Origin of the sequence: Paenibacillus sp. FSL R7-0128 (assembly GCF_038002245.1) — a bacterium.
Lineage (GTDB): Bacteria > Bacillota > Bacilli > Paenibacillales > Paenibacillaceae > Paenibacillus_AQ > Paenibacillus_AQ silagei.
Genome location: NZ_JBBOCD010000001.1, coordinates 5,966,250 through 5,991,547, shown reverse-complemented (window position 1 = coordinate 5,991,547; position 25,298 = coordinate 5,966,250). Strand labels below are relative to the sequence as shown.

Annotated in this window: 24 protein-coding genes and 2 other annotated features; all 24 genes read left to right on the top strand. The window is 53.8% G+C overall.

All coding sequences use genetic code 11. The annotated features are described in order from the left end of the window. The first annotated feature begins 190 nt into the window (after positions 1-190). The 24 genes from NST26_RS25260 to NST26_RS25145 all read left to right on the top strand — a co-directional run bounded on the left by NST26_RS25260 (position 191) and on the right by NST26_RS25145 (position 25,284). Positions 191-1,612, top strand: a complete 1,422-nt coding sequence (locus NST26_RS25260; protein ID WP_340980078.1) for a glycosyltransferase family 4 protein — start codon at positions 191-193, stop codon at positions 1,610-1,612. A gap of 135 nt (positions 1,613-1,747) precedes the next feature. After that, a complete protein-coding gene (locus NST26_RS25255; RefSeq protein WP_340980077.1) occupies positions 1,748-3,112 on the top strand; it encodes a LysM peptidoglycan-binding domain-containing protein in 1,365 nt (454 codons plus the stop codon). 199 nt (positions 3,113-3,311) lie between these two features. Further along, entirely contained in the window at positions 3,312-3,974 is a 663-nt protein-coding gene (locus NST26_RS25250; protein ID WP_051478057.1) for a stalk domain-containing protein, read from the top strand. A gap of 92 nt (positions 3,975-4,066) precedes the next feature. Next, positions 4,067-4,351: a binding site (T-box leader), on the top strand. A gap of 159 nt (positions 4,352-4,510) precedes the next feature. After that, positions 4,511-7,147 (top strand): valine--tRNA ligase, encoded by a 2,637-nt coding sequence (locus NST26_RS25245; RefSeq protein ID WP_340980870.1) that lies wholly within the window; start codon positions 4,511-4,513, stop codon positions 7,145-7,147. A 5-nt stretch (positions 7,148-7,152) separates the two neighbouring features. Further along, positions 7,153-8,529: a bifunctional folylpolyglutamate synthase/dihydrofolate synthase gene (locus NST26_RS25240; RefSeq protein ID WP_340980076.1), complete on the top strand. Its 1,377-nt coding sequence runs from the start codon at positions 7,153-7,155 to the stop codon at positions 8,527-8,529. Between the two features lie 7 nt (positions 8,530-8,536). Further along, positions 8,537-9,913, top strand: a complete 1,377-nt coding sequence (gene murC / locus NST26_RS25235; RefSeq protein ID WP_340980075.1) for a UDP-N-acetylmuramate--L-alanine ligase — start codon at positions 8,537-8,539, stop codon at positions 9,911-9,913. A 169-nt stretch (positions 9,914-10,082) separates the two neighbouring features. Continuing rightward, positions 10,083-11,264, top strand: a complete 1,182-nt coding sequence (locus NST26_RS25230) for a glycosyltransferase family 4 protein (protein ID WP_340980074.1) — start codon at positions 10,083-10,085, stop codon at positions 11,262-11,264. Positions 11,265-11,439: 175 nt separating this feature from the next. After that, positions 11,440-12,627 (top strand): glycosyltransferase, encoded by a 1,188-nt coding sequence (locus NST26_RS25225; RefSeq protein WP_340980073.1) that lies wholly within the window; start codon positions 11,440-11,442, stop codon positions 12,625-12,627. A gap of 76 nt (positions 12,628-12,703) precedes the next feature. Next, entirely contained in the window at positions 12,704-14,059 is a 1,356-nt protein-coding gene (locus NST26_RS25220) for an SPOR domain-containing protein (RefSeq protein WP_340980072.1), read from the top strand. 227 nt (positions 14,060-14,286) lie between these two features. After that, positions 14,287-14,532, top strand: a complete 246-nt coding sequence (locus NST26_RS25215; protein WP_036698966.1) for a DUF4321 domain-containing protein — start codon at positions 14,287-14,289, stop codon at positions 14,530-14,532. A gap of 37 nt (positions 14,533-14,569) precedes the next feature. After that, positions 14,570-15,172 carry a Maf family protein gene (locus tag NST26_RS25210; RefSeq protein WP_209877001.1) on the top strand — a complete coding sequence of 201 codons (603 nt, stop codon included), beginning with the start codon at positions 14,570-14,572 and terminating at the stop codon, positions 15,170-15,172. Positions 15,173-15,198: 26 nt separating this feature from the next. Further along, positions 15,199-15,888, top strand: a complete 690-nt coding sequence (gene radC / locus NST26_RS25205) for a RadC family protein (RefSeq protein WP_036725914.1) — start codon at positions 15,199-15,201, stop codon at positions 15,886-15,888. 39 nt (positions 15,889-15,927) lie between these two features. Further along, a complete protein-coding gene (locus tag NST26_RS25200) occupies positions 15,928-16,962 on the top strand; it encodes a rod shape-determining protein (RefSeq protein ID WP_036725912.1) in 1,035 nt (344 codons plus the stop codon). 67 nt (positions 16,963-17,029) lie between these two features. After that, positions 17,030-17,899 (top strand): rod shape-determining protein MreC, encoded by an 870-nt coding sequence (gene mreC / locus NST26_RS25195; protein ID WP_340980071.1) that lies wholly within the window; start codon positions 17,030-17,032, stop codon positions 17,897-17,899. Next, positions 17,899-18,429 (top strand): rod shape-determining protein MreD, encoded by a 531-nt coding sequence (gene mreD / locus NST26_RS25190; RefSeq protein WP_081751172.1) that lies wholly within the window; start codon positions 17,899-17,901, stop codon positions 18,427-18,429. Before mreC ends, mreD begins: the two co-directional genes overlap by 1 nt. Positions 18,430-18,510: 81 nt before the next feature. After that, on the top strand, positions 18,511-19,170 hold the full coding sequence (gene minC / locus NST26_RS25185; RefSeq protein WP_036698972.1) for a septum site-determining protein MinC: 660 nt from the start codon (positions 18,511-18,513) through the stop codon (positions 19,168-19,170). A gap of 5 nt (positions 19,171-19,175) precedes the next feature. Next, positions 19,176-19,970: a septum site-determining protein MinD gene (gene minD / locus NST26_RS25180; RefSeq protein ID WP_036725909.1), complete on the top strand. Its 795-nt coding sequence runs from the start codon at positions 19,176-19,178 to the stop codon at positions 19,968-19,970. Between the two features lie 166 nt (positions 19,971-20,136). After that, positions 20,137-21,003, top strand: a complete 867-nt coding sequence (locus tag NST26_RS25175; protein ID WP_340980070.1) for a M23 family metallopeptidase — start codon at positions 20,137-20,139, stop codon at positions 21,001-21,003. Next, on the top strand, positions 20,996-21,838 hold the full coding sequence (locus NST26_RS25170) for a M50 family metallopeptidase (protein WP_340980068.1): 843 nt from the start codon (positions 20,996-20,998) through the stop codon (positions 21,836-21,838). Before NST26_RS25175 ends, NST26_RS25170 begins: the two co-directional genes overlap by 8 nt. Positions 21,839-21,872: 34 nt before the next feature. Beyond that, on the top strand, positions 21,873-23,114 hold the full coding sequence (locus NST26_RS25165; protein WP_036725903.1) for an Rne/Rng family ribonuclease: 1,242 nt from the start codon (positions 21,873-21,875) through the stop codon (positions 23,112-23,114). A gap of 101 nt (positions 23,115-23,215) precedes the next feature. Next, positions 23,216-23,301, top strand: a sequence feature (ribosomal protein L21 leader region). 14 nt (positions 23,302-23,315) lie between these two features. Continuing rightward, positions 23,316-23,627: a 50S ribosomal protein L21 gene (gene rplU / locus NST26_RS25160; RefSeq protein WP_036698983.1), complete on the top strand. Its 312-nt coding sequence runs from the start codon at positions 23,316-23,318 to the stop codon at positions 23,625-23,627. Between the two features lie 12 nt (positions 23,628-23,639). Continuing rightward, positions 23,640-23,975, top strand: a complete 336-nt coding sequence (locus NST26_RS25155; protein WP_036725900.1) for a ribosomal-processing cysteine protease Prp — start codon at positions 23,640-23,642, stop codon at positions 23,973-23,975. Positions 23,976-23,992: 17 nt separating this feature from the next. Beyond that, positions 23,993-24,304, top strand: a complete 312-nt coding sequence (gene rpmA, locus NST26_RS25150) for a 50S ribosomal protein L27 (RefSeq protein ID WP_020429282.1) — start codon at positions 23,993-23,995, stop codon at positions 24,302-24,304. A 239-nt stretch (positions 24,305-24,543) separates the two neighbouring features. After that, entirely contained in the window at positions 24,544-25,284 is a 741-nt protein-coding gene (locus tag NST26_RS25145; RefSeq protein ID WP_340980066.1) for a Spo0B domain-containing protein, read from the top strand. Positions 25,285-25,298: the final 14 nt, after the last annotated feature.

The following is a 25,298-nucleotide window of genomic DNA, read 5'->3' as shown; positions in this document are numbered from 1 at the left end:
AAATTTCCTTTCAGGATTTATACCGATTATACCCGAAAAGATGATTCTTGATTAAAAGATATTTTTGAAATTTGCAGGGGATGATCATATATCCCTTTCCGCCTGCCCGCAGCCTACATATACTATTCTGATTAGGGTGGAGCAGACTGCTCCTGCACCTAAATACATCTATAGCCGGGGAGAGGAATGCATGAAGATATTGCTGGTCACCTACTGGGGCCTCACCAATATGGGCGGAATTTGGACGTATATGAAGCAGCTGGCCGACAAGCTGGGCGAGCAGGGCCATTCCGTTACACTGATGGGCAGCCATGTGGAGAACAATACATTGTATTTGCTCAACCGGACGGAATCTTTTGATAAAAAAGCCTTCTATTCGCTGCTGCTGCCCCAGCTTGATATCGGCCGGTTCCCCTCGCTGCATCTGGAGCATGGCATCTTCAGCTTTGAGCTGGGGCGTTACGTATTCGAGGGCGGCGCCGCTGTGCTGGGGCTGGAGGAATATGATGTCATTCATGCCCAGGACCCTATAGCCACATATGCACTGCGGCGGATCATGCGCCGTCCTGTTCCGCTGGTCGCAAGTGTTCATGGGGCATTGACCAAGGAGACCTACTATGAGTACAAGGGACTTGAGCCCGGACTGACCCGGGAGGCCTATGAGCAGCGGCCGATCTGGAGCTACTTCCGCAGGCTTGAGACACTGGGTGCCCAGGCGGCTGACCAGATTCTGGTCTCTTCGGAGTGGATCGGACAGCTTACGCAGAGCCTGGGGGTCAGCCCGGACCGTATTCATACCTTGCCGTACGGGCTGGACCTGCGTCAGTATGCAGCCCGGGCCGCAGAGACGCCGCCGCTTCAATTTGCAGAAGGAATCCCTGTAATCATGTATGCCGGACGTCTTGAATATATCAAAGGCGTCCATGTGCTGATAGAGGCGCTAGGCATTCTGGAGCAGCGCTGTCAGCGGTGGATCTGTGCGGTGGCCGGAATCGGCAGCCTCCTGGAGGAGCTCATGGAACGGGCCCGCCTGCTGGGTATCGCGGGTAAGGTCCATTTCACTGGGAAATTGAACAATATTCCGGCTGCACTCCGGGCTGCCGACATCTATGTGCAGCCCTCACTCCAGGATACGCAGCCTTTCTCGGTTACAGAAGCGCAGCTTGCCGGGATCGCGCCGATTGTCGCCGGAACCGCAGGCATGCCGGAGATGGTCCGGCAGGGAGAGACGGGCTGGATTGTTCCTCCCGGAGATGCCGCTCAGCTCGCCCTGCAGATGGAGCAGCTGCTGGGGGATGAGGGACTGAGAAGACGCACCGGCCTCCAGGCTAAGCGCTGGGCAGAGCAGACCCGTTCGCTGGATGTCATGGCTGCGGGTACGCTGCATGTATACCAGAGAGCGGTCAATCTGCGGGCGGGCCGGCCGGGAATTCCGGATCACCTCCGGTTTGGGGAAGAACCGGGCGCGGGTGCGCTGCCGGCAGCTTTTCATCCGGCAGATGTGCTTAACGAGGGTGATCCGGGGAATCCGCTTGCCGTAACGATGCGTGTCAAGCTTCCGCAGCACTACTCTATTCCTGATGCACGTACGGCCCTTCCTCCCCTGGCATAGGCGCTGTCCGCAATTGAAGCGGCAAAGTTGTCATGCCTGCCTGATTGAAGCATATACATGAGGGGAGTAACATTTTGGGCTTATACTCTGGGCTTGTCTCAGGGATAGATTATGCCAAGAAGGAGGACATTTCCCGTGTTTGACCAGTCCCATGGCTTGCGGTTTGATATTTATGAACGCATTCACCTTTCGGAAGAGCTTCCGGGAATAGCAGAGCTGGAGGAAGTCGAGCTGGTTCCCGACATCCAGGTCATCCAGCGGGAGGACCGGGCCGAGCTGCACGGACAACTGCTGCTCACCGGACTCTACCGGGGGGAGGATGACCTTACACAGCGTCTGGAGCATGCAATTCCTGTTGAAATCACTGTTCCGCTGACCCGGGTCAGCTCACTTGATGACATAGGGGTGGAGATCGAGAATTTCGATATTGATCTGCTGACGATGCGAACCGTCAACATTACCGGAGTGCTCTCGCTGCGCGGAATCGGAAGTGCAGATGTACAGCCGGCCTGGCAGCAGGAGGAATACACGGTAGCGTATTCGCCGGAGGCCGGAGACAGCAGGGCGGCTGAGGAGATAATCCGCAATCCGGAGAATGACACTCTGTATGAGAATTCGCTCTGGACCTATGGCGAAGGGACTGCAGAGGGCTCTGCGGAAGATCAGAACTCCGCTGCTCCGGCTGAGGCAGCAGCTGAGCCGCTGTACGCGGAAGATACTTCTTACAGCCAGCCCGCGGCCTATCTCTCCACACCCCTGAAGGACAAGGAACCCAGAGTAAGGACCCATAGCCTGGATACGGCTTCTTCGGCAGGCAGCAAGCCGGCGGCTGATAAGGCCTCCGCTCACTTCCTCACCTCCAGAGAGAAGACGGCACCAGCGGCTGTGAACGGCTCGGTTCAAGAGGACACCACGCTTCAGACAGGCACCGCCGCCTTGAACACTGTGGATCATTGGGGCAATGCGAAGCTTCATGCCGTGTCGCAGCCGGAGCCGGTGCTTACCTCCGCTGCCAACGATGCTGCTGCGCTGTTTGCCGGGAACGAAGGAGGGGAGGCGGCAGAGGAGATCCAGGCCACAGACAATGAAGTCTTCCTGTCTGCGGAATCTTTGTCTCCCCAGGAGGAGAAGCAGGATCTCAAGGTTGCCCTTGGCAGCAAAAAAGAACCGGGAGCCGCCGAGCAGGAGCCGCTCACCTTCTCCTCGCTGCTCAGCGCAAGCCGCGCCAATAGAGAGCAGGAGGAACTGCTCTCGGGCAATATAGACTCTGTAGCGCAGGCTGTTCCTGAGGCAGGCAATGATACAGCGTGGAAGAGCCGGTTCATCGGCGGGATGGGCGGGACAGAGCTGTTCCGCAAGGTACGGCTCTGCATTGTCCAGCGCGAGGAGACACTGGATACGATTGCTGAGAAATACCAGCTAAGCACCCGGGAGCTGACTATGTATAACCGGCTGTCCGGCCAGATTGTAGAAGAGGGACAGGTATTATACATTCCTTGAGATTGACGCTGTGCGGAGAATTTAGGCTTAACAGGAACAGCCCTTGCCTTACGGATGGGGCTGTTCCTGTTTCTTTGTGAAATCCGCTTCTGGTTTACAAACCGTTCAGCCGGGGGTAATAGTCACTACCGGCCTACATACATTACACATTCAGGCAGCTATGCGCTGGTACACTACTTCTGGAAGGATGATATATCACATGAAGAGAAAAGTGGCAGCCACTGCGGCCGCACTAAGCTTGACGCTCACAGTCTCGGCCGGTGTCTACGCCGCCAGTAATCTGCAGGAGATCAAGGCGCTCCTGAACAACAAAATCGGGATCGTCGTGAACGGCCAGGCGTACACGCCCAAAGACGGCAACGGCAAAACCCTCGCCCCGATTACCTACAACGGCATCACTTATCTGCCTGTACGCTCCATCGGCGAAGCGCTGAACACTGCTGTTACTTACGATGCTGCAACCAGCCGGGTCATCATCGGTGATGCTGCAGCTCCGGCTGTCTCCTCCGGCGGCTCGTCCACTGGAACACCAGCAGATTCTGTGAAGCGGCCGAAGAGCCTGCCGGCGGATTTCCCGCTTCCGGCGGACGCGAAGATATTTGATCTGATCGAAGGCTCGGCGACCGGTAAGCCGTCCGCAACCTTCAGCTACCGTACGAAGCAGAGCCTGGAGACGCTCGGCAATACGTACAAGGACTATTTTGTGCAAAAAGGAGCTACCTCCAAGTCTGAGGAAGTCTCCGCCTCAGCCTTCTCGATTATTGATGCCGGAAGCACATTCTCTGTTACGCTGGATGGCGCTCCCGGAACGGGCAGCCATCAGGGCTTCAATGTGGTTCAAGTGATCTGGAGCGGGGAGTAGGCATCAATGTACGTCTGCTGCGCGCCCTTTGTGTATATGCTGGTTGACTAGGGATTACACTGAATGTATTATTGAACTAAGTAATAACTAGCATAAAGACTGGGAACGGGAAGAGTAGGCGGTCAGCCCTTCAGAGAGCGGGATTATCATTGGTGTGAATTCCCGCAGGATGCAGCCCCCGAAGTCGCCCCGGAGTTGCCCTTCTGAGCTTGTCTTCATCATGAAGACGGGTTAGGATGCGGCCGGTTGCAGCCGTTACCCTGCATGAGTGTCGCGCTAAGCTTCAGGAACCTGTAAGGGAACTTAAGGCAGTGGTTTATTTTTTATTGGCGCGAAACAAAGGTGGTACCGCGAAAGAATGGCCTTTCGTCCTTTGAGACGAAGGGCCTTTTTGTATTCTCAGAAACCGCTAGCTACTCAATACATTTAACAGTGGAGGGTTCACAATGGCTGATAACAACAATGCAGCAGCAGAGCTGCCGAACGGGCAGGAAGCGGCAGAAGCTACCGCTTCAGCTAATCACAAGCAGAGCGACATGCCGACTACATATGATCCGGGAGCGGCAGAGAAGAAATGGTATGCGTACTGGATGGAGAAGGGCTTCTTCGAAGCCGGCAAGCGGCCGGATGCGGAGCCTTACAGCATCGTGATTCCGCCGCCGAATGTAACAGGAATGCTGCATATCGGACATGCGCTGGATTTCACGCTTCAGGATGTGCTGATCCGCACCAAGCGGATGCAGGGGTATGATACCCTGTGGCTGCCGGGTACAGACCATGCAGGGATTGCTACGCAGACCAAGGTAGAACAGAAGCTGCGCCAGCAGGGAATCTCCCGCCATGATCTGGGACGCGAGAAGTTCCTGGAGCAGGTGTGGGCCTGGAAAGACCAGTATGCAGAGACAATTCATGACCAGTGGGCTAAGATGGGCCTGTCCCTCGATTACTCCCGCGAACGCTTTACCTTTGATGATGGAATGAAGAAGGCGGTAAGCAAGGTATTTGTGGAGCTGTACCAGAAGGGCCTGATCTATCGCGGCAAGCGGATTATTAACTGGGACCCGGCTGCCCGTACAGCGCTGTCGGATATCGAGGTTGAATACAAGGAAGTGAACGGGCATCTGTACCATCTGCGTTATCCGCTGAAGGATGGCAGCGGCCATATCACGGTGGCTACCACGCGGCCCGAGACGATGCTGGGCGATACAGCGGTAGCGGTACATCCGGAGGATGAGCGCTATAAGGATCTGATCGGTAAGACGCTGATTCTGCCGGTTACCTTACGTGAGATTCCGGTTATTGCCGATGAATACGTAGATAAGGAATTCGGCAGCGGTGCAGTTAAGATTACACCGGCGCATGATCCGAACGACTTCGAGATGGGAGTCCGCCATAACCTTCCGCAGATCAACGTAATGGATGAAGGCGGAGTGATGAATGAGGAAGCGGGCGCTTACCAGGGAATGGACCGCAGCGACTGCCGTAAGGCCATCGTAGCCGACCTGAAGGAGCAAGGCGTGCTGATCTCCATTGAGGATCATGTACACCAGGTTGGGCACAGTGAGCGTTCCGGGGCCGTAGTAGAGCCTTATCTGTCCACCCAGTGGTTCGTCAAAATGCAGCCGCTGGCAGAAGCAGCCATCGCTGCACAGAAGGACGGTGACGGGGTCCATTTCGTGCCGGACCGCTTCGAGAAGACGTACCTGAACTGGATCGAGAATGTCCGCGACTGGTGTATCTCCCGCCAACTGTGGTGGGGCCACCGTATTCCGGCCTGGTACTCTGAATCCACCGGGGAGCTTGTAGTTGCACATGATGAAGAAGAAGCACGCCGCATCAGCGGGCTGTCCGACCTGAAGCAGGATGAGGATGTTCTGGATACCTGGTTCAGCTCGAACCTCTGGCCGTTCGCTACCTTAGGCTGGCCTGATCAGGACAGCAGCGACTATCAGCGTTACTATCCGAACAATGTACTGGTTACCGGCTACGATATCATCTACTTCTGGGTAGCGCGCATGATTTTCTCAGCCATGGAATTCACTGGCCAGAAGCCGTTCTCCGATGTGCTGATGCACGGACTCGTACGCGATGCCGAAGGACGCAAGATGTCCAAGTCTCTGGGCAACGGTATTGATCCGCTGGATGTTATCGAGCAGTACGGCGCTGACGCCATGCGCTATATGATTACTACCGGCAGTACAGCGGGCCAGGATCTGCGGTTCCGTATGGAAAAGGTAGAGCAGGCGCGTAATTTTGCCAACAAGATCTGGAATGCCTCCCGGTTCGCGCTGATGAATCTGGAAGGCGTAGCCTTTGAAGATATTGACATTACAGGTGAGCTTGGCACAGCGGACCGCTGGATTCTGCACCGCCTGAACGAAACTTCCCGCGATATTACGCGTCTAATTGACTCGTACGAGTTCGGCGAGACCGGGCGCCTGCTCTACAACTTCATCTGGGATGATCTGTGTGACTGGTATATCGAATTCGCCAAGCTCTCGTTATACGGAGCGGACGCAGCTGCCAAGGCCAAGACCCAGTCTGTTCTGGCTTACGTGCTGGACCGCACACTGCGGCTGATTCACCCGTTCATGCCGTTCATTACGGAGGAGATCTGGCAGCATCTGCCGCATCAGGGCGAATCCATCACCTTGGCCGAGTGGCCGAAGTACGATGCGGCGCTTGAGAATCCGCAGGCAGTATCAGAGATGAACCTGCTGATGGATATTATCCGGGCCGTTCGCGGTATCCGTGCGGAAGTGAATGCGCCAATGAGCAAGAAGGTCGAGCTGATTATCAAGGCCGGCAGCCAGGACACCCTGGACATTATTTCCCGCAACGACAATTACATCGGGCGCTTCTGCAACACCTCTTCCTTCGAAGCAGGCCTTGCGCCGCAGACGCCGGATAAAATGATGTCCGCCGTGGTTACCGGAGCGGAGCTGCTTCTGCCGCTGTCCGGTCTGATTGATATCGATCAGGAGATTATTCGTCTCGAAAAAGAAGTTCAGACCCTGAACAGCGAAGTGGAGCGTGTGGAGAAGAAGCTCAGTAATCAGGGCTTTGTGGCCAAAGCTCCGGCGAAAGTCATCGAAGAGGAACGGGCGAAGCAGGCGGATTATTCCGACAGACGCGAGAAGGTGCTGGCCCGTATTGCAGAACTGAGAGGATAACAGACATGGAAGAGATCACCCGGAGCGGCGCTGCCGCTCCCTTAAGTTCTTATACAGAAGCGGTAGACTGGATCAACAGCCTGATTCCTTTTGGAATCCGGCCGGGTCTGGAGCGGATAGAGCTTCTAATGGAGAAGCTGGGACATCCGCACCGGAAGCTTAAGTTCATTCATGTGGCGGGGACGAACGGCAAGGGCTCAACCTGCGCCTTTTTGACCTCGGCTCTTATTCAGAGCGGATATTCGGTGGGGACCTTTACCTCTCCTTATATCACGAAGTTCACGAACCGGTTCCAGTACAACGGGACGGATATTCCTGAGGAGACGCTGCTTGCACTTGCCAATCAGCTGCGTCCGCTGGTCGGTGAAATTGCGGGCACTGAGCTGGGCTCACCGACCATGTTCGAGGTGGCAACGGCGCTCGCGATTCTCTATTACGGCGAAGTCTGTTATCCCGATGTAGTCGTATGGGAGACGGGGCTTGGGGGAAGGCTGGATGTAACGAATATCGTTACTCCGGTTGTGTCGGTCATTACTAATGTTGGACATGACCATACCGATGTGCTGGGAGATACACTTACGCTGATTGCCGGCGAGAAAGCCGGGATTATTAAGCCGGGTGTTCCTGTAGTCAGCTGTGTGAGCCAGCCCGAAGCTGTAGCTGTATTGAAGGCCAAGGCGGCGGCTACCCGTTCGACACTCTATTTAGCGGGAGAAGATTTCAGCTATAGTAATGTTGAGCAGAGAGACGGCTGCCAGCACTTTACCTTCAATGGGCCATTCCGCGGGCTTGAGCTGGATATTGCTATGAAAGGCGAGCACCAGCTGGAGAATGCGGCCGGGGCCATGATGACGCTTGAGGTGCTGCGGCAGTATATGGCCTTCATGCTGGAGGACGAGGATGTGCTGGAGGGCTTCCGGGGCACATTCTGGGCCGGAAGACTGGAGGAAGTGAGCGTCTCGCCCAGAATTATTCTGGACGGCGCGCACAATCCGGAAGGGGCTGAGAGCCTTGCGAAGAGCCTTCCGCAGTTCCAGCCTTACGGTAAATTAAATTTGCTCATGGGGATGCTGGCAAATAAGCATCACGAGTCGTATCTCAAGCATATACTGCCTATAGTGGATACGCTCATCCTGACCGAACCGGATTTCCGTAAGAAAATGGACGCGGAAGATCTGCAGGCGATCGCAGAAAGTCTGCGGAGTAAATATGCCAAGGAAAACTTGGAAATCATAGTAGAACGTAATTGGGGCCAAGCGCTGCAGAAGCTGCAGACGATCACAGCGGACGATGACCTCGCGGTTGTGTCCGGAACGCTGTATTTGATTTCTGATGTGCGCAGTACGCTTTTACGGCAACCCGATTCTGAAAAAGGCTGGTGACGAACTGTTGGATACTACTGAACGTGTGCATTTTATAGGGATCGGCGGCTATGGTATGAGCGCGATTGCCCGGGTGATGCTGGAGATGGGATATACAGTTACAGGCTCTGACGTAGCTGCCCAGGAGTTAACGGAGAAATTGATTGCCAAAGGTGCCAAGGTCTTCATCGGGCATACGGCGGAGCAGGTAAAAGGTGCAGATCTGGTCGTCTATTCCACGGCGCTTGCCGCGGATAATGTGGAATGGGTGGAAGCAGAGCGTCTGAAAATACCGGTTCTGCACCGTTCGCAGATGCTGGCCCGGCTGCTGAATGAGCGCAAGGGCGTAGCGGTGGCCGGAGCGCATGGCAAGACTACCACCTCATCCATGATTGCTCTGGTTATGGAAGACTGCGGCGTGGACCCTACCTACATTATCGGCGGAGAGATTATGAATGTCGGCACGAATGCCAAAGCGGGACAAGGGGAATTCGTCGTGGCAGAGGCCGATGAGAGTGACGGCTCGTTCCTGCAATACCATCCTTGGCTGGGAATCGTTACGAACATAGAAGCGGACCATCTGGAGAACTACGGCGGCGACTTCGGCAAGCTGAAGGATGCTTATGTCCAGTTCATGAATCAGCTGCGCGAGGACGGAACGGCTATCGTGTGTGCGGATGATGAGAACCTGAAATCCCTGCTGCCTAAGGTAAAAGGTACAGTGATCAGCTATGGGATCGAATCAGAGACGGCCGATTATACAGCAACAGATATTGTGCTCGGCGACCGGCAGGTATCCTATACCATGAACCATGGAACGGAGGTACTAGGCCGTATTGAGCTTTCTATTCCGGGAAAATACAATCTGTATAACTCCATGGCGGCAGTGATTTCCTGTCTGAAATCAGGCATTGCCTTTGAGGCCATTGCGGCTGCGATTGTGAAGTTCCACGGCGCCAAACGGCGCTTCCAGGTGCTGGGCGAGGTTGACGAGATTCTCGTCATTGATGATTATGCGCATCATCCAACAGAGATTCAGGCTACGATCAGCGCCGCCAAGGCAACCGGCAAACGCATTATCGCCGTGTTCCAGCCTCAGCGCTACACGCGTACCTTCTTCCTGCTGGATGCGTTCAGCCGTGCGTTCAGCGAAGCGGACGAAGTGATTATTACCGATATCTACTCCCCTGCCGGTGAGAAGCAGATTGAGGGCGTCACCTCCGCCAAGCTGGTAGAGCTGATTGTGCAGAACAGCAACGCCGGTGCGCGGCATCTGCCGACGAAGGAAGCCGTGCTGGCAGATCTGCAGAACCGCATTGCTCCCGGTGATCTGGTCATCACCATGGGTGCAGGCGATATCTGGAAGGTCGGCTATGCGCTGGCAGACAGCTTGAAGAACCGGTAAAATAGCTTGCATTGGAATAAAAACGGCCCCACATCCCTTTAATAAGGAGTGTGGGGCCGCTTTTTTTAAATTTCAGGTTCATGGTACCGCCTGCAACTTTGGGTAATAGATCCTAGATGTCCCGGGCAGTCCAGGGCGAATTGATCAATGGAGAGTAGGAGAAGAGGCCATGAAGGAACCGTTGCTATTCATTTCCGCAGAGAATCCATATCCGCAGGATAGCGGGGGCAAGCTGAGAACAGGCAATATTCTGAAGCTTCTGCTCGCCAAATATGAGGTAGAGCTTATCACCTATGCCAATCCCCGGAAGACAGGGATGCCGGAGGGACTTCCGTCACTTACAGTGCATGAAGTAGAGCGTACGGTCAGCTACCGCAGAGCGCTTCTCCGTTCCCTCTATACCTGGCGGAACTGCTCGTATATGAGCCATGTTGATGTGGACATGAAGGCCAAGATTATAGAGCTCTGCCGCCGGAATTCCTACGGTCATGTATTTATTTCGCACAGCCTGCTGGGCTGCTGCATCGACATTGTACAGCGCTGCTTGCCTGACACTGTGATCATTACCGATGCGCATAATTTCGAGAGCGGATTGTCTGCACAGCTGGCAGGCGGGAAAAAGGGGATCGCCAAGGTCTACTATTCCCTTAATGCTATATGGACGCGCAGGGATGAGCTGAAGCTGATGGACAAGACCAATCTGCTGCTGACTACTTCGCAAGAGGATGCTCTGGCCTTCAAGGCACTGGCCCCCAGCCAGTCGCAGAAGGTCCATGTCATTCCCAATTTCATACGCTTGGAGGATTACCGGACCAACACGCAGTTGTCCAAGGAGAAGTGGATTATTCTTCCGGGTAATATGAACTACTTCCCCAATATTAACGCAGCTCTCTACTTCTACCGTGAGGTATATCCTCTGGTTAAGGCGAGGGTACCGGATATCCAGTGGTATATTGTCGGCCGGGATGTGCATCCGGAGGTAGCAGCGCTCGCCTTGAAAGATTCCTCTATCGTCATTACCGGGTATGTGGACAGTGTGGCGGATTATATACGCAAGGCGCAGGTGGTCATAGCTCCGCTCCTGGAGGGCAGCGGGACAAGGCTGAAAATTCTGGAGGCCTGGGCGCTGAGGACCCCTGTCGTATCCAGTTCCAAAGGGGCAGAAGGGCTGCTCTATGAGCATTCGCAGAATATTATGATTGCCGATGACCCGGTTTCCTTTGCCGATAGTGTGACACTGCTGCTTCAGGATCATGAAAGAAGAGTAGTGCTCGCGGACCGTGCATATGAGACTCTGCTGGCAAATTATGAGGCGGAAAGTGTCAAGGATAAGCTGCTTCGTCTGGTCTGAAGGGATACGGAAGGTGAGAAAATTATTTTTCTCCATAAATCGACAACCTTCTCAGTGTGACTGCGTTACTATAGATCTACATCGGAAGTTTCATATTCCTGGGCTGGATGTCATCCGGCCTTTTTTGTTTCGTACATATTCATACACATTTACATAGAACCAAGGAGCTATAGCCATGAGAGAGAGAATGCTGTTCCTTTCTGCCCGGAGTCACACACCGGGAGACCGGGAAGGAGACATCAGAACAGAGAATTTCCTTAATATGCTGCTGGAGCGGTTTGATATTGATCTGCTGGAGTATTGCTACCACCGCCGCGAGACGCAGCTTCTGCGCAGTCCGGCCCTGACCGTGCATCAGGTGAAGCGGCCTGTGTCCACCCGCAGAAGCCTGCTGTTTCCGCTGAACAGGCTCCGCAAGGATGCCTCGAGGATCGGCAATGACAAGTCGCTGCGGGCGGTAATTACCGAGATGTGCAGCCAGCACGCCTACAGCCATGTGTTTGTCTCGTATGCCATGCTCGGCAATGGGCTTGATCTGGTCGCCTCGCTGCTTCCCGGGGCTGTTATCGTCACCGACGCCCGCCGTGCCGGTGGCATACGGGTGCAGAGCCGGGCGGCTGGCAAGCGGGGAATCAGCACAGGCTACCGCAAGCTGAATGATGCGCTGATCCGCCGGGAAGAGCGCCGGTTAATGAACAAGACCAGTCTGCTGCTGGCTGCTTCAGAAGAAGAGGCGCTGTCCTTTAAGGCGTTATCCTTTGCCGATGCAGGTAAGGTGCATGTAGTTCCGCCGTACATTAATCTGAGCGCCCCCCCTTATGCGGCTGCCGGAGATACTGTTAAGAATAACTCCATCGTTCTGCACTGGGACATGCATTCCACTGACGGCAAGAATGCAGCGCTGTTGTTCTTCAAGAAAGTATATCCGCTGATTCGGGCGGCGGTGCCGGATATCCGCTGCTGCATTATCAGCAGTGAGGTGCATGCAGAGGTCGCAGCTGCCGCCCAGAAAGACTCTTCTATCCTAATCATCAGTGAAGCTGTACAGACAGCCGATTATATCCGCAGGGCCAGAGCTGTAGTTGCTTCATGCTCCGAGGACTGCAGCAGTCAGAGCGCTATTCTGGAGGCCTGGGCTCTCCGCACGCCGGTGGTCAGCAGCCTGAAGGGCTCGGAGGAGCTGATCTGCGAGCCGGGGCGGAATATCCTGCTGGCAGGAACAACGGCTGGCACTGCCGATCATCTGATCAGGCTGCTGACGACGCCGGAGCTTGGCTCCATTATTGCGGATCAGGCCTACCGGACGCTCAGCAGGCATTATGCTGCAGACGGAGTGAAGGCGAAGCTGCTTAGTCTGGTGTAAATATATTAAAATAGCATATCTCTCTCGCATCTTTCATATCTTTCAGTATAGAACTGAAGATCGCGAGGTGAGGTTATTGAATAACGGAAGAATGACATTCCGCTTCGACGGGGACCAGGGCAGACAGCGGACAGAGACGGCAGAGCTCCGGGCAGTGAACGAAACCGGTGTGGTTCTGGAGGATAAGGAGACTGACAAGGTGCAGCGCGGGGGAGTTAAGACATCCTCCTATTCCAAGGCCGGTGAATATATTGTGGATCTGGAGAAGGTGGAGTTGCCCCGGCCATTAGAGGCAGCTTACATGAAGCCCCCGGGCTCCGGCCGCCGGAAACCGAAAGCTCCTGAGGATAACTATGATTTGGGGCTGTATTCTGTTGTCCGTCCTGCTTCTGCAAGGCATCTCTGGGAACAGAGTGAAGATCCGGAGGAGCATTCCTTCTATGGAGGGGCGGATGAAGAAGGTCTGCATTCAGCAGATGAGTACTACCCGCAGTATGAAGATAACCGTGAATCCGCTACAGACAGTTATGAGCAATCCGGAGCTCAAGGGAATAGCTACGGCGGCTCTTATCATACCCGCCGTCCCTCGTATTGGTGGAAGTTCGCACTGTCCGTCGCTGGAGCGCTGGGAACGGGAGTTCTGCTCGGATACGCAGCCCTGTCGTTCATCACAGGAGGGACGGGGGAGACTGCTAAAGCTCCCGGCAATGAAGCGGTTAAGACAGGGATTACTCAGGGGCAAAAGGCGGCAAACAGCGGTAACGCGGCAGACATTACGGGCGTGCCTCCTGAGCAGACGGGAGAAGCGGTGAGCACGCAGATTCCGGTTCAGGTTGCGCCGCAGAGCTATTATCTGCTGCAATATGGCGTCTTCAGTACACCGGCAGGAGCGGAGCAGGCCCGGCAGGAGCTGCTGACCGCCGGCCTTGCCGCAGGTCTTGACCCGGCAGACGGCAACCGTGTGTACGCCGGATTGTCTCCTGACCGTGAGCAGGCCAAGCTGCTCAGCAATGGCCTTAAGGGGCAGGGCATCGAGCTGTACGTGAGAGAAGTGGCCCTGCCAGCGGTGAACCAGGTCCGCTATACCGGAACGGCGGCGGCGGTGGACAGCTACTTCAAGCTTAGCAGCCAGCTGTTAAGCGAGCTCAGCAGCTTGTCTGCTTCCCTGCTTGGCGGGGGGGACAGCGGGAACGCTGGCGGAGCGGTAAGCGATCTCCATATGCAGTGGACCCAGGCAGTCAAGGCACTGGAGCCGGGCCTCACACCTGAAGGGCAGAGAATCGCTGACGGGCTGGAGAAATCCATGAGCCAGGGGATAGCCGCCCTGAACGAATACAATAAGAATAAGGCGGAGGGGCTGCTATGGGAGGTGCAGGAGGCCATGATGAGCTTCCTGACCGGCCAGAAAAGCCTGTTGTCCGCCATGAGCTGACAGCTGAGGCGTAATTCACCGCTGACTATAGGCTAAATAAATGATCCCCCGTACCAGGCGTTTGCCCGGCGGGGGATTGCTGTATTTCCAGACGTAATCCTGCGGTGTGATAAGTTCCGCAGGCTGCTTACGTGGTAAACATTCCCTGGATGGATTTTGAGTTTGTATTGCACTCCGTTTCACCGTATAATAATTAGGGTGTCAAAAAATGGCGAGGGAAGACTTGAATGAAGAAGAAAAATGTAGGAACACTGCTGTTATTTCTTATTCTGGGCTGGCTGGCCGGAGCCTGGATTGCCAAGCTGCTGGAACCTGTACAAGCTCTGTCTTTTCTTACAGCTTCGACTGTTCTCAAGTGGTCGCCGCAAGCCGATTTAGACATCATAACCTATGACATCACAATCCATTTGAAACTGTGCCTGCTCAGTCTTGCCGGGATTATTACAGCCGTGTGGCTGTACCGCAGGCTGTAGCCTTAGCTGGCAGCATCAAGAAGGGACGTTAATTACAGTGGAGCATGACAATTCGCGGCATATTATTCTGGCCTCAGGTTCGCCGCGGCGGCGTGAGCTGTTAGCCTCGCTTGGCCTGCCCTTTGAGGTGCTGTCCAGCGATGCTGATGAGAGTACGCCGCCTGAATGGAGCCCTGAAGCTATTGTACGGAATCTGGCGCTGCGTAAGGCAGAAGCTGTGATTCCTGTTGCAGGAGACCGGGATGCCGTTATTATCGGCAGCGATACGATCGTTGTGCTTGACGAAATGGTGCTCGGCAAGCCGGCGGACGAGCAGGACAGCGCCAGAATGCTGGGCATGCTGCAAGGCCGGACGCATCAGGTATACACCGGGGTGGCCTGCATCGGTTCCGCAGAGGGACGTACCCTGGTAGATCATAGGGTAACCTCTGTAACTATGAGAGCAATGAGCGAAGAGGAAATCTCCGCTTACATAGCGACCGGGGAGCCTGCCGACAAAGCCGGCTCTTACGCGATACAAGGACTGGGCGCCACCCTGGTGGAAGAAATTGAAGGCTGCTATTTTAACGTGGTCGGTCTGCCGCTGTCACTGCTGAGCGGTATGTTGTCCGGGTTTGGCATTTCGGTGCTGAACCGGTAAGGGTAGCCGAAGAAAGAAGGTTAGGGATGGAGTCGCAATCATTTATGCTGCGTGACCTCCCCCATGAAGAACGACCACGAGAGCGCATGATGCATTATGGGGCGGAATCATTAAGTCAAGCGGAGCTTCTGGCTATCCTGCTGCGCACAGGTGCGCACCGTGAATCAGCCCTTCTTATCGCCCAGCGGCTCTTGAGCCATGCAGGCGGTCTCCGCGGACTGGCGGATCTGAGCATTGAAGAATTGACAACAATTAACGGCATCGGCCCTGCCAAGGCCGTGCAACTCAAAGCAGGCATAGAGCTGGGAAGACGTATGGCGAATTCCCGGCTTACTGAACCGGTCATTATCCGCAGTCCCCAGGACGCGGCGGAGATTCTGACTGAGCAGCTGCGTTATTTGCAGAAGGAGCATTTTATCTGTCTGTTCCTGAATACGAAGAATCATGTTATTGCGCAGGAAACATTGTCCATGGGTAGCCTTAATGCCTCCATTGTGCATCCCCGCGAGGTGTTCCGGGCAGCCATGAAATGCAGCAGCGCAGCAATTATATGCGCACATAATCATCCGAGCGGTGATCCTACACCAAGCCCTGAAGACATCTCACTGACTTCCAGGCTGATGCAGGCAGGCGAGATTGTCGGCATTGATGTGCTGGATCATCTGGTGATCGGAGACAGCAGCTACGTAAGTTTGAAAGAGAAAGGCTACATGTAATACAATTGTCTAGATTCACATGGAAAAGGAGCATACAAGATGTTAGGTGGTTTTACGAAAGACTTAGGAATTGACTTGGGGACAGCGAATACGCTTGTCTACGTGCGCGGTAAAGGAATTGTTGTCAGAGAGCCGTCCGTGGTTGCTATTAATACCGATACTAAGACGATAGAAGCAGTAGGGGAATCCGCCAAAAAAATGATCGGACGCACACCGGGCAACATCCGTGCCATCCGTCCAATGAAGGACGGGGTCATCGCTGATTTCGATACTACAGCAACTATGATCAAATATTTCATCCGCCAGGCCCAGAAGCAGCGCTCGATGTTCCAGCGCCATCCGAATGTCATGGTGTGTGTGCCCTCCGGAATTACTGCCGTTGAACAGCGTGCGGTAGAGGATGCTACGAAGCAGGCCGGAGCGCGGGAAGCTTACATTATCGAGGAGCCTTTTGCTGCTGCCATCGGTGCAGATCTTCCTGTATGGGAGCCAACCGGAAGTATGGTTGTAGATATCGGCGGCGGAACTACCGAGGTGGCAGTAATCTCACTCGGCGGTATTGTTACCAGCCGTTCTGTACGTGTGGCAGGGGATGATGCAGATGAGTCTATCATCCAATACATCAAGCGCCAGTATAACCTTATGATCGGTGAACGCACCTCCGAGCAGCTCAAGATGGATGTGGGCTCTGCCCTGCCGCTTGAGAAGGCTGAGACAATGGAGATCCGCGGACGCGATCTGGTAACCGGTCTGCCGAAGACGCTGACCATTACCTCCGATGAAATCTGTGAAGCTCTGTCCGATACTGTGAATGCAATTGTTGAAGCCGTGAAGGTTACGCTGGAGAAATGTCCGCCGGAGCTGGCTGCCGATATTATGGACCGCGGCATTGTGCTTACAGGCGGCGGCGCACTTCTGCGCAACCTGGACAAGCTGCTGGCGCGTGAGACCGGAATGCCGGTGATTGTGGCCGAGAATCCGCTGGACTGTGTTGCAATCGGCACAGGCAAGGCGCTGGAGAATATCCACTTGTTCAAGAGCCGCAGCAGTTCGGGCCTCCGCTCCAAACGCTAGGATCATGCGGACTGTGAACGTCAACCCCTGAGGTTGGAGAAATACGGTTATTAGAGGGTGCTCGAGATTGTTCAAGCTGTTTAACAATAAACGACTGTTTATATTGCTGATTACGCTGGTTACGTTTATCGTTCTGATGGGCTTCAGCCTGGGGCAGAGGAAGACCCTGTCCTGGCCGGAGAACTTCCTCAGAGATACGACCGGATTCGTGCAGAAATTGTTTTACAAGCCCGCTGGATACGTAGCGGGCTTCTTCCAAGATATCGGGACTCTGAATGAGCTGGCCGAAGAGAACAAGCAGCTTAAGATTCTGGCTGCGCAGTACGCCCGGGATAAGGCGCAGTTGAATTTTATTAAAGCTGAGAATGAGCGCTACCAAAAGGATCTTAAATTTACGGAAGCCCAAAAAAACATGTATAAATATGAATATCTGATTGCCAATGTTGTCAGTGTAACGACAGAGCCAAGCAATAATACACTTGTCATTGATCTTGGGGAGAAGGATGGCATCCGGCTGAATATGTCTGTAACTTCTATCGAGGGCCTTGTAGGGGTCATCAGTAATGTGAGTAAATTCACCTCTACCGTGAAGCTCATGACAATGATGGATGGCAAGGACCCCAACTCACAGCCTCCTATATCGGCAACTGCTGTGAACAAGGAAGGCAAGACCTTTGGGATGGTTGAGAGCTACGACCAGCAGACCGGAATGCTGCTGATGAACAAAATTCCCGTAGGCGATCCGATTGCTGAGGGTGATATGATTATTTCCTCAGGCGGAGGGGGGATGTATCCCCGTGGAATGCCTATCGGCAAGGTGGAAGAAGTCAAGGTAGGACAGTACGGGTTCACCTCTACAGCGATTATCAAGCCGGCGGCAGAATTCCAGGACTGGAAGGAACTCTTCGTTGTCTATACGGAGGAGCGTGTAGAATAGTGAGGATGCGCAGACCTGTCCTGATACTTTTGTTATTCTTTTTATTTGTTCTGGAAGGCACAGTGCTTCCCTGGCTGATTCCTGACGGCTGGCAGATGCGGATTATTCCTAATCTCGTCTTCATCGTCATTCTGTTCGTAACGGTATACCATCACCGGCATACGGCACTTATTCTGGGCTTGTCGTTCGGCATGCTGCATGATGTGGTCTTCTATGGCCGCATACTGGGTGCCCATTCCTTCGCTATGGGTTTATCTGCGTACCTGATCGGGCTGATATTCCAGATTCCCCGTGCTCCGCTGCCGCTCATGATGACAGTGGTGCTGCTGGGCAGTCTGCTGGAAGACAGTATTCTTTTTGCTATCTATAATGTGTTTAATCTAAGCCAGGAGCCATATAATTGGGCACTCTTGCATCATATGCTGCCTACCATGCTCATTCATTTTGCTGCAGGCCTGCTTCTCTACGTTCCGCTCCGGCGCCAGCTGGAGCTGCTGAAGAAAGAGACTATCGATGAGGAGGCTGCCTAAGCTGCAGCAGCATTTTCTTATCACCCAAAGAAGGAGTTTGCCCGGCCCGGCACGAATGAATGAGGATAGGGGGACAGGCATATGACAGTTAAATCCAAGCACGTAAGGATTAAGGGCATCAAGGATGGCCTGGTATTCCTGCTAGACGACAAGTGTCCCTTTGAAGATCTCTTAAGTGAGCTTCGCTACAAGCTGGAGCACAGCCATCAAAATATTCTGACCGGACCGATTGTGCATGTGGATATTAAGCTGGGCAACCGTGCTGTTACTGAAGAAGATAAAGAGGCGGTACTGGAGATCCTCAAGAGTCAGGGGAATCTGTTAATCCGTTCGGTTGAAGCTATCGAAGATCCTGAAGAGAAGGATACGGAAGCCTTGTTCATGATGAGCGGAATGCTCCGCTCGGGCCAGGTGCTGCATCATGAGGGCAATCTGTTGTTCCTCGGGGATGTGAACCCGGGAGGGACCATTACCTGTTCAGGGGATATCTATATTCTTGGAGCGCTCAAAGGGATGGCACACGCCGGAATCAACGGTAACCAGGAGGCCATTATTGCCGCTTCGCTGCTCGCGCCTACCCAGCTCCGGATTGCTGAGATTATCAGCAGGCCTCCGGATGAATGGGGAACCCGGGAGAGCAGCATGGAATTTGCCTACTTATCAGGCGGTGCTATGCAAATCGACAAAATTCATAATATAGTGAAGTTACGTCAGGATTTAAATGTGTTTAAAGGGGTGTAGCCTCCATGGGAGAAGCGATTGTCGTAACCTCGGGCAAAGGCGGAGTTGGCAAGACAACCACAACAGCCAACATTGGTACCGCACTCGCCTTGCAGGGCAAAAAAGTATGTCTGGTGGATACCGACATTGGACTGCGGAATCTGGATGTTGTCATGGGGCTGGAAAACCGGATCATCTATGATCTGGTCGATGTGGCGGAAGGCCGCTGCCGGCTGAATCAGGCGCTGGTCAAGGACAAGCGCTTTGATGAGCTGTACATGCTGCCCGCAGCCCAGACCAAGGACAAGACAGCCGTTACACCGGAGCAGGTTAGGGATATCATTCTTGAGCTTAAGAAGGAGTACGAATATGTTCTGATCGATTGTCCGGCGGGAATTGAGCACGGCTTCCGCAATGCGATTGCCGGTGCTGACAAAGCAATTGTAGTTACCACTCCGGAGCATGCTGCGGTGCGGGATGCGGACCGGATTATCGGTCTCCTGGAGCAGTCATCCGTAGAATCTCCGAAGCTGGTGGTCAACCGGATTCGTCAGGGCTTGATCAAGTCCGGGGATATGCTTGATATCGAGGATATTCTGCAGGTGCTTAATATTGATCTGATCGGGATTGTACCCGATGATGAACAGGTCATCCGGGCGGCGAACAACGGGGAGCCTACCGTGATGAACCCGGACTCCTTAGCAGCGATCGCCTACCGTAATATTGCCCGGCGTATTCTTGGCGATGCGGTGCCGCTGATGCAGCTTGACCAGAAGACGGGCGCCTTCAAGAAGCTCAAGAAATTTTTTGGAATGGGCTGAATCCCGGTCACGCACTTATACACGGCTATCTTCTGTTAAGAGCCCGCTGCTGAGACATCAGCAGCGGGTTTATTTTTGTTGTGCAGTAACTTGGACAGGGCTTGTTCTAAAGCGGCTTCCGCCACTCATAAAATGGAAGTAAAACAAGCCCGCCGGAGGGATCATTATGGAATACCCGAGAGAGTCCAAGAACCGCCGCAAGAAGCGTATACAAAATCTGCTGGAGGAGAAGCCGGCAGCCGGAGCAGCACCAGCACCAGAGCGGTTCCGGCTGTCTGACAGTCCTCCCTCCTTCAGAGAATGGGGGGCTGGGGACAGGAATGAATTGCCCTCTTCCCCTGAGCCTGACCCCGAGACGGTGTGGAAGCAGCAGCGTAACCACTGGGAAGAGGAAGACGGGAGGGGACCGGGGCAGGGCTTCCGTGCTGGTCTGCTGCGGCGGACGGTGGCCAGTCTTCTGGTCTTCGGCGCTGTATGGGGCATTTTTGCCGTGCAGGAGCCCTGGGCCGTGAAGGCACAGTACTTTATTACAGACATCCTTAGCAATGATATGGATTTTGCAGCAGCACAGGTGTGGTACGAGGAACATTTCAATGGAGCCCCGTCCTTTATTCCGATTTTCGGAGATGAACAGGTACCGGCGGAGAAGGTGACAGCCGCCCATGAGCTTAGCGCTCCGCTTGCAGGAAGTATTGTGCGTCCTTTTGCCACTTCGCTTAATGGCATTGAAATTATCCCGGCAGACGATTCAAGTGCCAGTGTCACGGTGAAAAGTGTAGATACGGGCCGTGTGCTGGCCGTTTCAAAAGAAGCCCGGGGAGGCATCCGTATTACGGTCCGCCATACCGGGGAGATCACGGCAGAATACGGTCATTTGAGCGGGACACGGCTTGCGGTGGATGACTGGGTACAGAGCGGAGACGAAATAGGCTGGATTCAGGGGACGGAGGATGCCCGGGTCCCGTTGCTGTTTTTTGCAGTTATGAAAGACAAGACTTATATTGATCCGGCCGAAGTGGTATCGTTTGATTAGGGTCTGCGGCATTGAATTGTCACTGCATCCGCTCTTCGTGCTGATTCTCATGGTATCCGTGCTTACCGGACAGTTCCTGGAGCTGCTAACCTTGTTCCTGATCGTATTCATTCATGAGCTTGGACATGTATGTGCGGCGCTGCTGGCCGGAATTAACGTCAGATCGGTGGAGCTGCTGCCATTCGGCGGCGTTGCGGTTATAGAGGATCATGGGCGGCTTACGGCTGTCCGTGAGATCGGGATTGCCCTGGCCGGTCCGCTGCAGAACGGAATTATGATTCTGATGGCACTGGCGCTTAAGCAGGTGGAGTATGGAAATATCGCCTATCTGGATTATTTTATCGGAGCCAACGCCATGATCGCTCTGTTCAATCTGCTGCCGGTGCTTCCGCTGGACGGTGGCAAAATCCTTCAGGCAGCCCTGAGTCTGCTGCTTCCGTATTATTACACGCTGCTGTGGACCGGCAGAGTCAGTATTGCGGCCAGCCTGCTTGTGATAGGGTACGCCCTGCTTCCGCTTGGGAACGGGGACGGCCTCCGCCTTAACCTGCTGATGATCGGAGCGTTTCTGCTCTATTCTAATTGGACGGACCAGCGTAATTTGCCGTACCGGTTTGTTGGTTTTTTGATGAACCGTGAGCGGATTTATGAGCGGTATCTAGTGGCGGAGAACATTGCCCGCCCAATAGTTGCCTCGCTCGCGAAACCTTTGGATGAGATATTGCGTCTATTTAAACGTAACCATTATCATTATATCTATGTGATGAACAACGAGAGGGATATCGTAGCCGTTGTGCCGGAGCAGCGTCTGATTGCTTCGTATTTCGGAAAGTAACAAGCGAGTAACGATTCAAACCAGAGGTGAAGCCATGAAACAAATGATCGTTCACTGTACACAGCATATTACCCGCATGGCACTTCTGGAGAACGGGAGGCTGGTGGAATATGCGGCTGAACGCGATCAGCAGCAAGGTCTGGTCGGGAGTTATTATAAAGGCCGGGTAATGAATGTGCTGCCTGGTATGCAGGCGGCCTTTGTAGATATCGGACAGAAAAAGAATGCGTTCCTCTACGTAGATGATGTATTGCATCCCCATCTGGACAAGCAGCCGGCCGTCAAGCCTTCGATTGAGATGCTGCTGCAGCCCGGTCAGGAGATTGTCGTCCAGGTGAGAAAAGAACCGCGGGGCGGCAAGGGCGCGCGGGTAACCACGCATTATACACTGCCCGGACGCTGGATGGTGTACATGCCCTTTGCCGAATATGTCGGGGTCTCCAAGAAAATAAGCCGGGAATCGGAGCGCAGCCGGCTCAAAGGTATCGGCGAGCGGCTGCGCCAGGGTGAGGAAGGACTTATTATGCGCACCGTCTCCGAGGACGAGCCGCTGGATGCCGTGGAGGGAGATCTGGCTTTTCTGCGGGCGCAGTGGGAAATGATTACCCGGCGTTCCAAGGAAGTGGAGGCACCCGCTCTGCTGCACTGCGATCTGAGTATCGTCCAGCGGTTCATCCGGGATGCCTTCAATCCGCAGCGTGATGAGCTGCTGATTGATTCGGCCAAGGCGGTTAAGGAGGCGGAAGCCTTCCTGACGGATATGGCTCCTGAAGGGTACAAGCCTGTGGGATTCTACAGGGGGCAGGAGTCCATTTTCTCTGCTTACGGGGTGACAGATCAACTGCACAAGAGCTTCAGCCGTAAAATCATCCTCGAAGGCGGGGCTACGCTCATCTGGGATGAGACAGAGGCCTTGACTGTGATTGACGTCAACACAGCGCAGTATACTGGCGGGACGAACCTTGAGGATACGGTAACGCGGACCAACCTGCTGGCTGCGGAGGAGATCGGGCGGCTTGTCCGGCTCCGGGATACGGGCGGTATTATTATTGTTGATTTCATTGATATGGAGCGGGAAGAGCACCGCAGGCAGGTGACGGACAAGCTGGAGAGCATTATCAGCCGGGACCGGACCAAGACGCATATTCTCGGCTGGACCCATCTCGGTCTGCTGGAGATGACCCGTAAGAAGGCCAGACATGATTCCGCCGGATTTGCCCCGGTGATCTGCCAGTGCTGCGGCGGTACAGGCAAGGTTGGGACATGGCTGGAGTAGGGAAGAGATGGTCAGGTTGTATATATTTTGTAAGGAGATATTGACTAGGGATCATATGTATGATAATATCTTCAAGTATGTGTTTGGTTGTTCCATTCCTGCACATGCTGTAACCGCTCCGATCGGGTAGATGAAGCGTAATTCCTCCGGGGATTGCCACCTTGACTAGGCGAGTCTGAGACATGAGGAGGTGCAAGTACAATGTATGCAATTATCGAAACTGGCGGTAAACAATACAAAGTCCAAGAGGGCGATGTTTTGTTCATTGAGAAGCTGGAAGCTGAAGACGGCGCAAGCGTAACGTTTGACCGTGTCTTGGCTGTTTCTAACGAAGGTGGTTTGACTGCAGGAACTCCGCTGGTAAGCGGCGCGTCTGTAACAGCCAAAGTCGAGAAGCATGGTAAGGGTCATAAGGTTGTAGTTTACAAATACAAACCTAAGAAGAACTACCACAAGAAACAAGGCCATCGTCAACCGTACACCAAAGTAACTATCGAGAAGATTCAAGCGTAAGAAGGTGCGTTAATGATTAACGTGCGGATTACACGGGCTTCTGCTCAAGGTGTCATTGTCGGTTTTGCCGTCAAGGGGCATGCGGAATACGCAAGGAATGGCAAGGATATCGTCTGCGCGGGTGTTTCGACGGTTACCGTTGGAACTGTGAATGCGATTGAAAGCCTGACCGGAGTTGTTCTGGATACTTCGATGAAGGATGGATTCTTAAGCGGAACCCTGGTTCCCGTGAATGATCCCGAAGTCTCCGCCAAGGTACAGCTCTTGCTGGAATCCATGGTGCTGATGCTCAAGGATATTGCTAAATCCTACAGGAAATATATTCAGATACAGGAAGTCATCATTTGAAGAAGGAGGTTGACAACATGTTGAAATTGGATCTTCAATTATTCGCATCGAAAAAAGGTGTTGGTTCCACAAAGAACGGACGTGATTCCCATTCTAAGCGTCTTGGCGTGAAACGTGCTGACGGTCAAGCAGTAACCGGCGGTAACATCTTGGTTCGTCAACGCGGAACCAAAATCCACCCGGGCACGAACGTGGGCATCGGTAAAGATGACACACTGTTCGCACTTGTGGACGGCGTAGTGAAGTTCGAACGTTGGGGACGCGACCGCAAAAAAGTGAGCGTGTATCCGGTGGATGTCGCTCCGGTAGCAGCGGCACTGGAAGCGTAAGCTTACGGAACCTATGAAGATGAGAAGCCTCCGGCATCAGTGCCGGGGGCTTTTTTTGAAATTGTTTCGGGGTCCCGCAAAGTACCTGAGTAAGCATCGAAGCTTAAGCCTCACTTTGTGGTGGGATTCTGGTGATTGCGGAGAAAGCCTGTGTTATACTGGGAAATGGTGAATATGAAGCAAGATAAGCAGTGCTTACATTGGAATCAATTTTGCGAACCAAGGGACGGGGAGAAAGAATGAAATCCTGGAAAAGTAAGGTCTGGGCAGTCATGTTATCCGCAGTGTTTCCTTTAGGTCTCGTGTATTGGCAAACCTCCCTTTTCACATGCCTGCTGCTCGGAGTCTGGGTAGCGGCAGTGCTTGCATTCAGCTTTGTTTACAACCGGCGTCAATATGAAGAGGAACTGCGTATACAGGAGAATACTCTGCAGCAGGCGGCAAACCGGACACTGAATCATCATCGTCATGACTGGATGAATGATCTGCAGGTGCTTTACGGATATATCCAGCTGGGCAAGCCTGATAAATCCGTACAATGTGTGGAAAGAATAAAGGAGCGTATTGCGCTGGACAGCCGTATTGCCAAATTGGGAGTACCTTCCCTGGTGTTCTATCTGCAATCCTTCCGTACGTTCAGAAGCAGTCTGGAGCTGGACATACAGGTAGAGGAAGGGCTTCAGCTGGAGGACAAGCTGAGTCCAGAGGCAGGGGCTGAGCTGACTTCGGTAATTATGCAGACGGTTAGAGCGTACCAGTACAGCGGAATAACACAGCATGGAGACACGCGGAAGCTTGAGCTCAGCTTTTCACAGGAGGGAAGGGACATTCTGATCTCTTTCAAAGGTGAGGGAGAGCAAGACAATCCCGAACTGCTTCAGGGGCAAATTTATAGTATAGTACAAGGAAAAATCATGAAGGCGGAGCAGGTTCAGCCTGCCAAGGGTAATGTGGAACTGCGGTTACCGCTGGAGATGTAAGGAAGGTGAACATT

What these genes read in the sequence shown, in the direction of transcription:
- NST26_RS25165 (WP_036725903.1), top strand. Translation starts at nt 21,873, where the DNA reads ATGAAACAAATGATCGTTCACTGTACACAGCATATTACCCGCATGGCA.
- NST26_RS25215 (WP_036698966.1), top strand. Translation starts at nt 14,287, where the DNA reads ATGAAGAAGAAAAATGTAGGAACACTGCTGTTATTTCTTATTCTGGGC.
- NST26_RS25225 (WP_340980073.1), top strand. Translation starts at nt 11,440, where the DNA reads ATGAGAGAGAGAATGCTGTTCCTTTCTGCCCGGAGTCACACACCGGGA.
- radC (WP_036725914.1), top strand. Translation starts at nt 15,199, where the DNA reads ATGGAGTCGCAATCATTTATGCTGCGTGACCTCCCCCATGAAGAACGA.
- rpmA (WP_020429282.1), top strand. Translation starts at nt 23,993, where the DNA reads ATGTTGAAATTGGATCTTCAATTATTCGCATCGAAAAAAGGTGTTGGT.
- NST26_RS25260 (WP_340980078.1), top strand. Translation starts at nt 191, where the DNA reads ATGAAGATATTGCTGGTCACCTACTGGGGCCTCACCAATATGGGCGGA.
- NST26_RS25240 (WP_340980076.1), top strand. Translation starts at nt 7,153, where the DNA reads ATGGAAGAGATCACCCGGAGCGGCGCTGCCGCTCCCTTAAGTTCTTAT.
- NST26_RS25155 (WP_036725900.1), top strand. Translation starts at nt 23,640, where the DNA reads ATGATTAACGTGCGGATTACACGGGCTTCTGCTCAAGGTGTCATTGTC.
- NST26_RS25230 (WP_340980074.1), top strand. Translation starts at nt 10,083, where the DNA reads ATGAAGGAACCGTTGCTATTCATTTCCGCAGAGAATCCATATCCGCAG.
- NST26_RS25145 (WP_340980066.1), top strand. Translation starts at nt 24,544, where the DNA reads ATGAAATCCTGGAAAAGTAAGGTCTGGGCAGTCATGTTATCCGCAGTG.
- NST26_RS25200 (WP_036725912.1), top strand. Translation starts at nt 15,928, where the DNA reads ATGTTAGGTGGTTTTACGAAAGACTTAGGAATTGACTTGGGGACAGCG.
- NST26_RS25250 (WP_051478057.1), top strand. Translation starts at nt 3,312, where the DNA reads ATGAAGAGAAAAGTGGCAGCCACTGCGGCCGCACTAAGCTTGACGCTC.
- minC (WP_036698972.1), top strand. Translation starts at nt 18,511, where the DNA reads ATGACAGTTAAATCCAAGCACGTAAGGATTAAGGGCATCAAGGATGGC.
- NST26_RS25245 (WP_340980870.1), top strand. Translation starts at nt 4,511, where the DNA reads ATGCCGACTACATATGATCCGGGAGCGGCAGAGAAGAAATGGTATGCG.
- minD (WP_036725909.1), top strand. Translation starts at nt 19,176, where the DNA reads ATGGGAGAAGCGATTGTCGTAACCTCGGGCAAAGGCGGAGTTGGCAAG.
- rplU (WP_036698983.1), top strand. Translation starts at nt 23,316, where the DNA reads ATGTATGCAATTATCGAAACTGGCGGTAAACAATACAAAGTCCAAGAG.
- NST26_RS25175 (WP_340980070.1), top strand. Translation starts at nt 20,137, where the DNA reads ATGGAATACCCGAGAGAGTCCAAGAACCGCCGCAAGAAGCGTATACAA.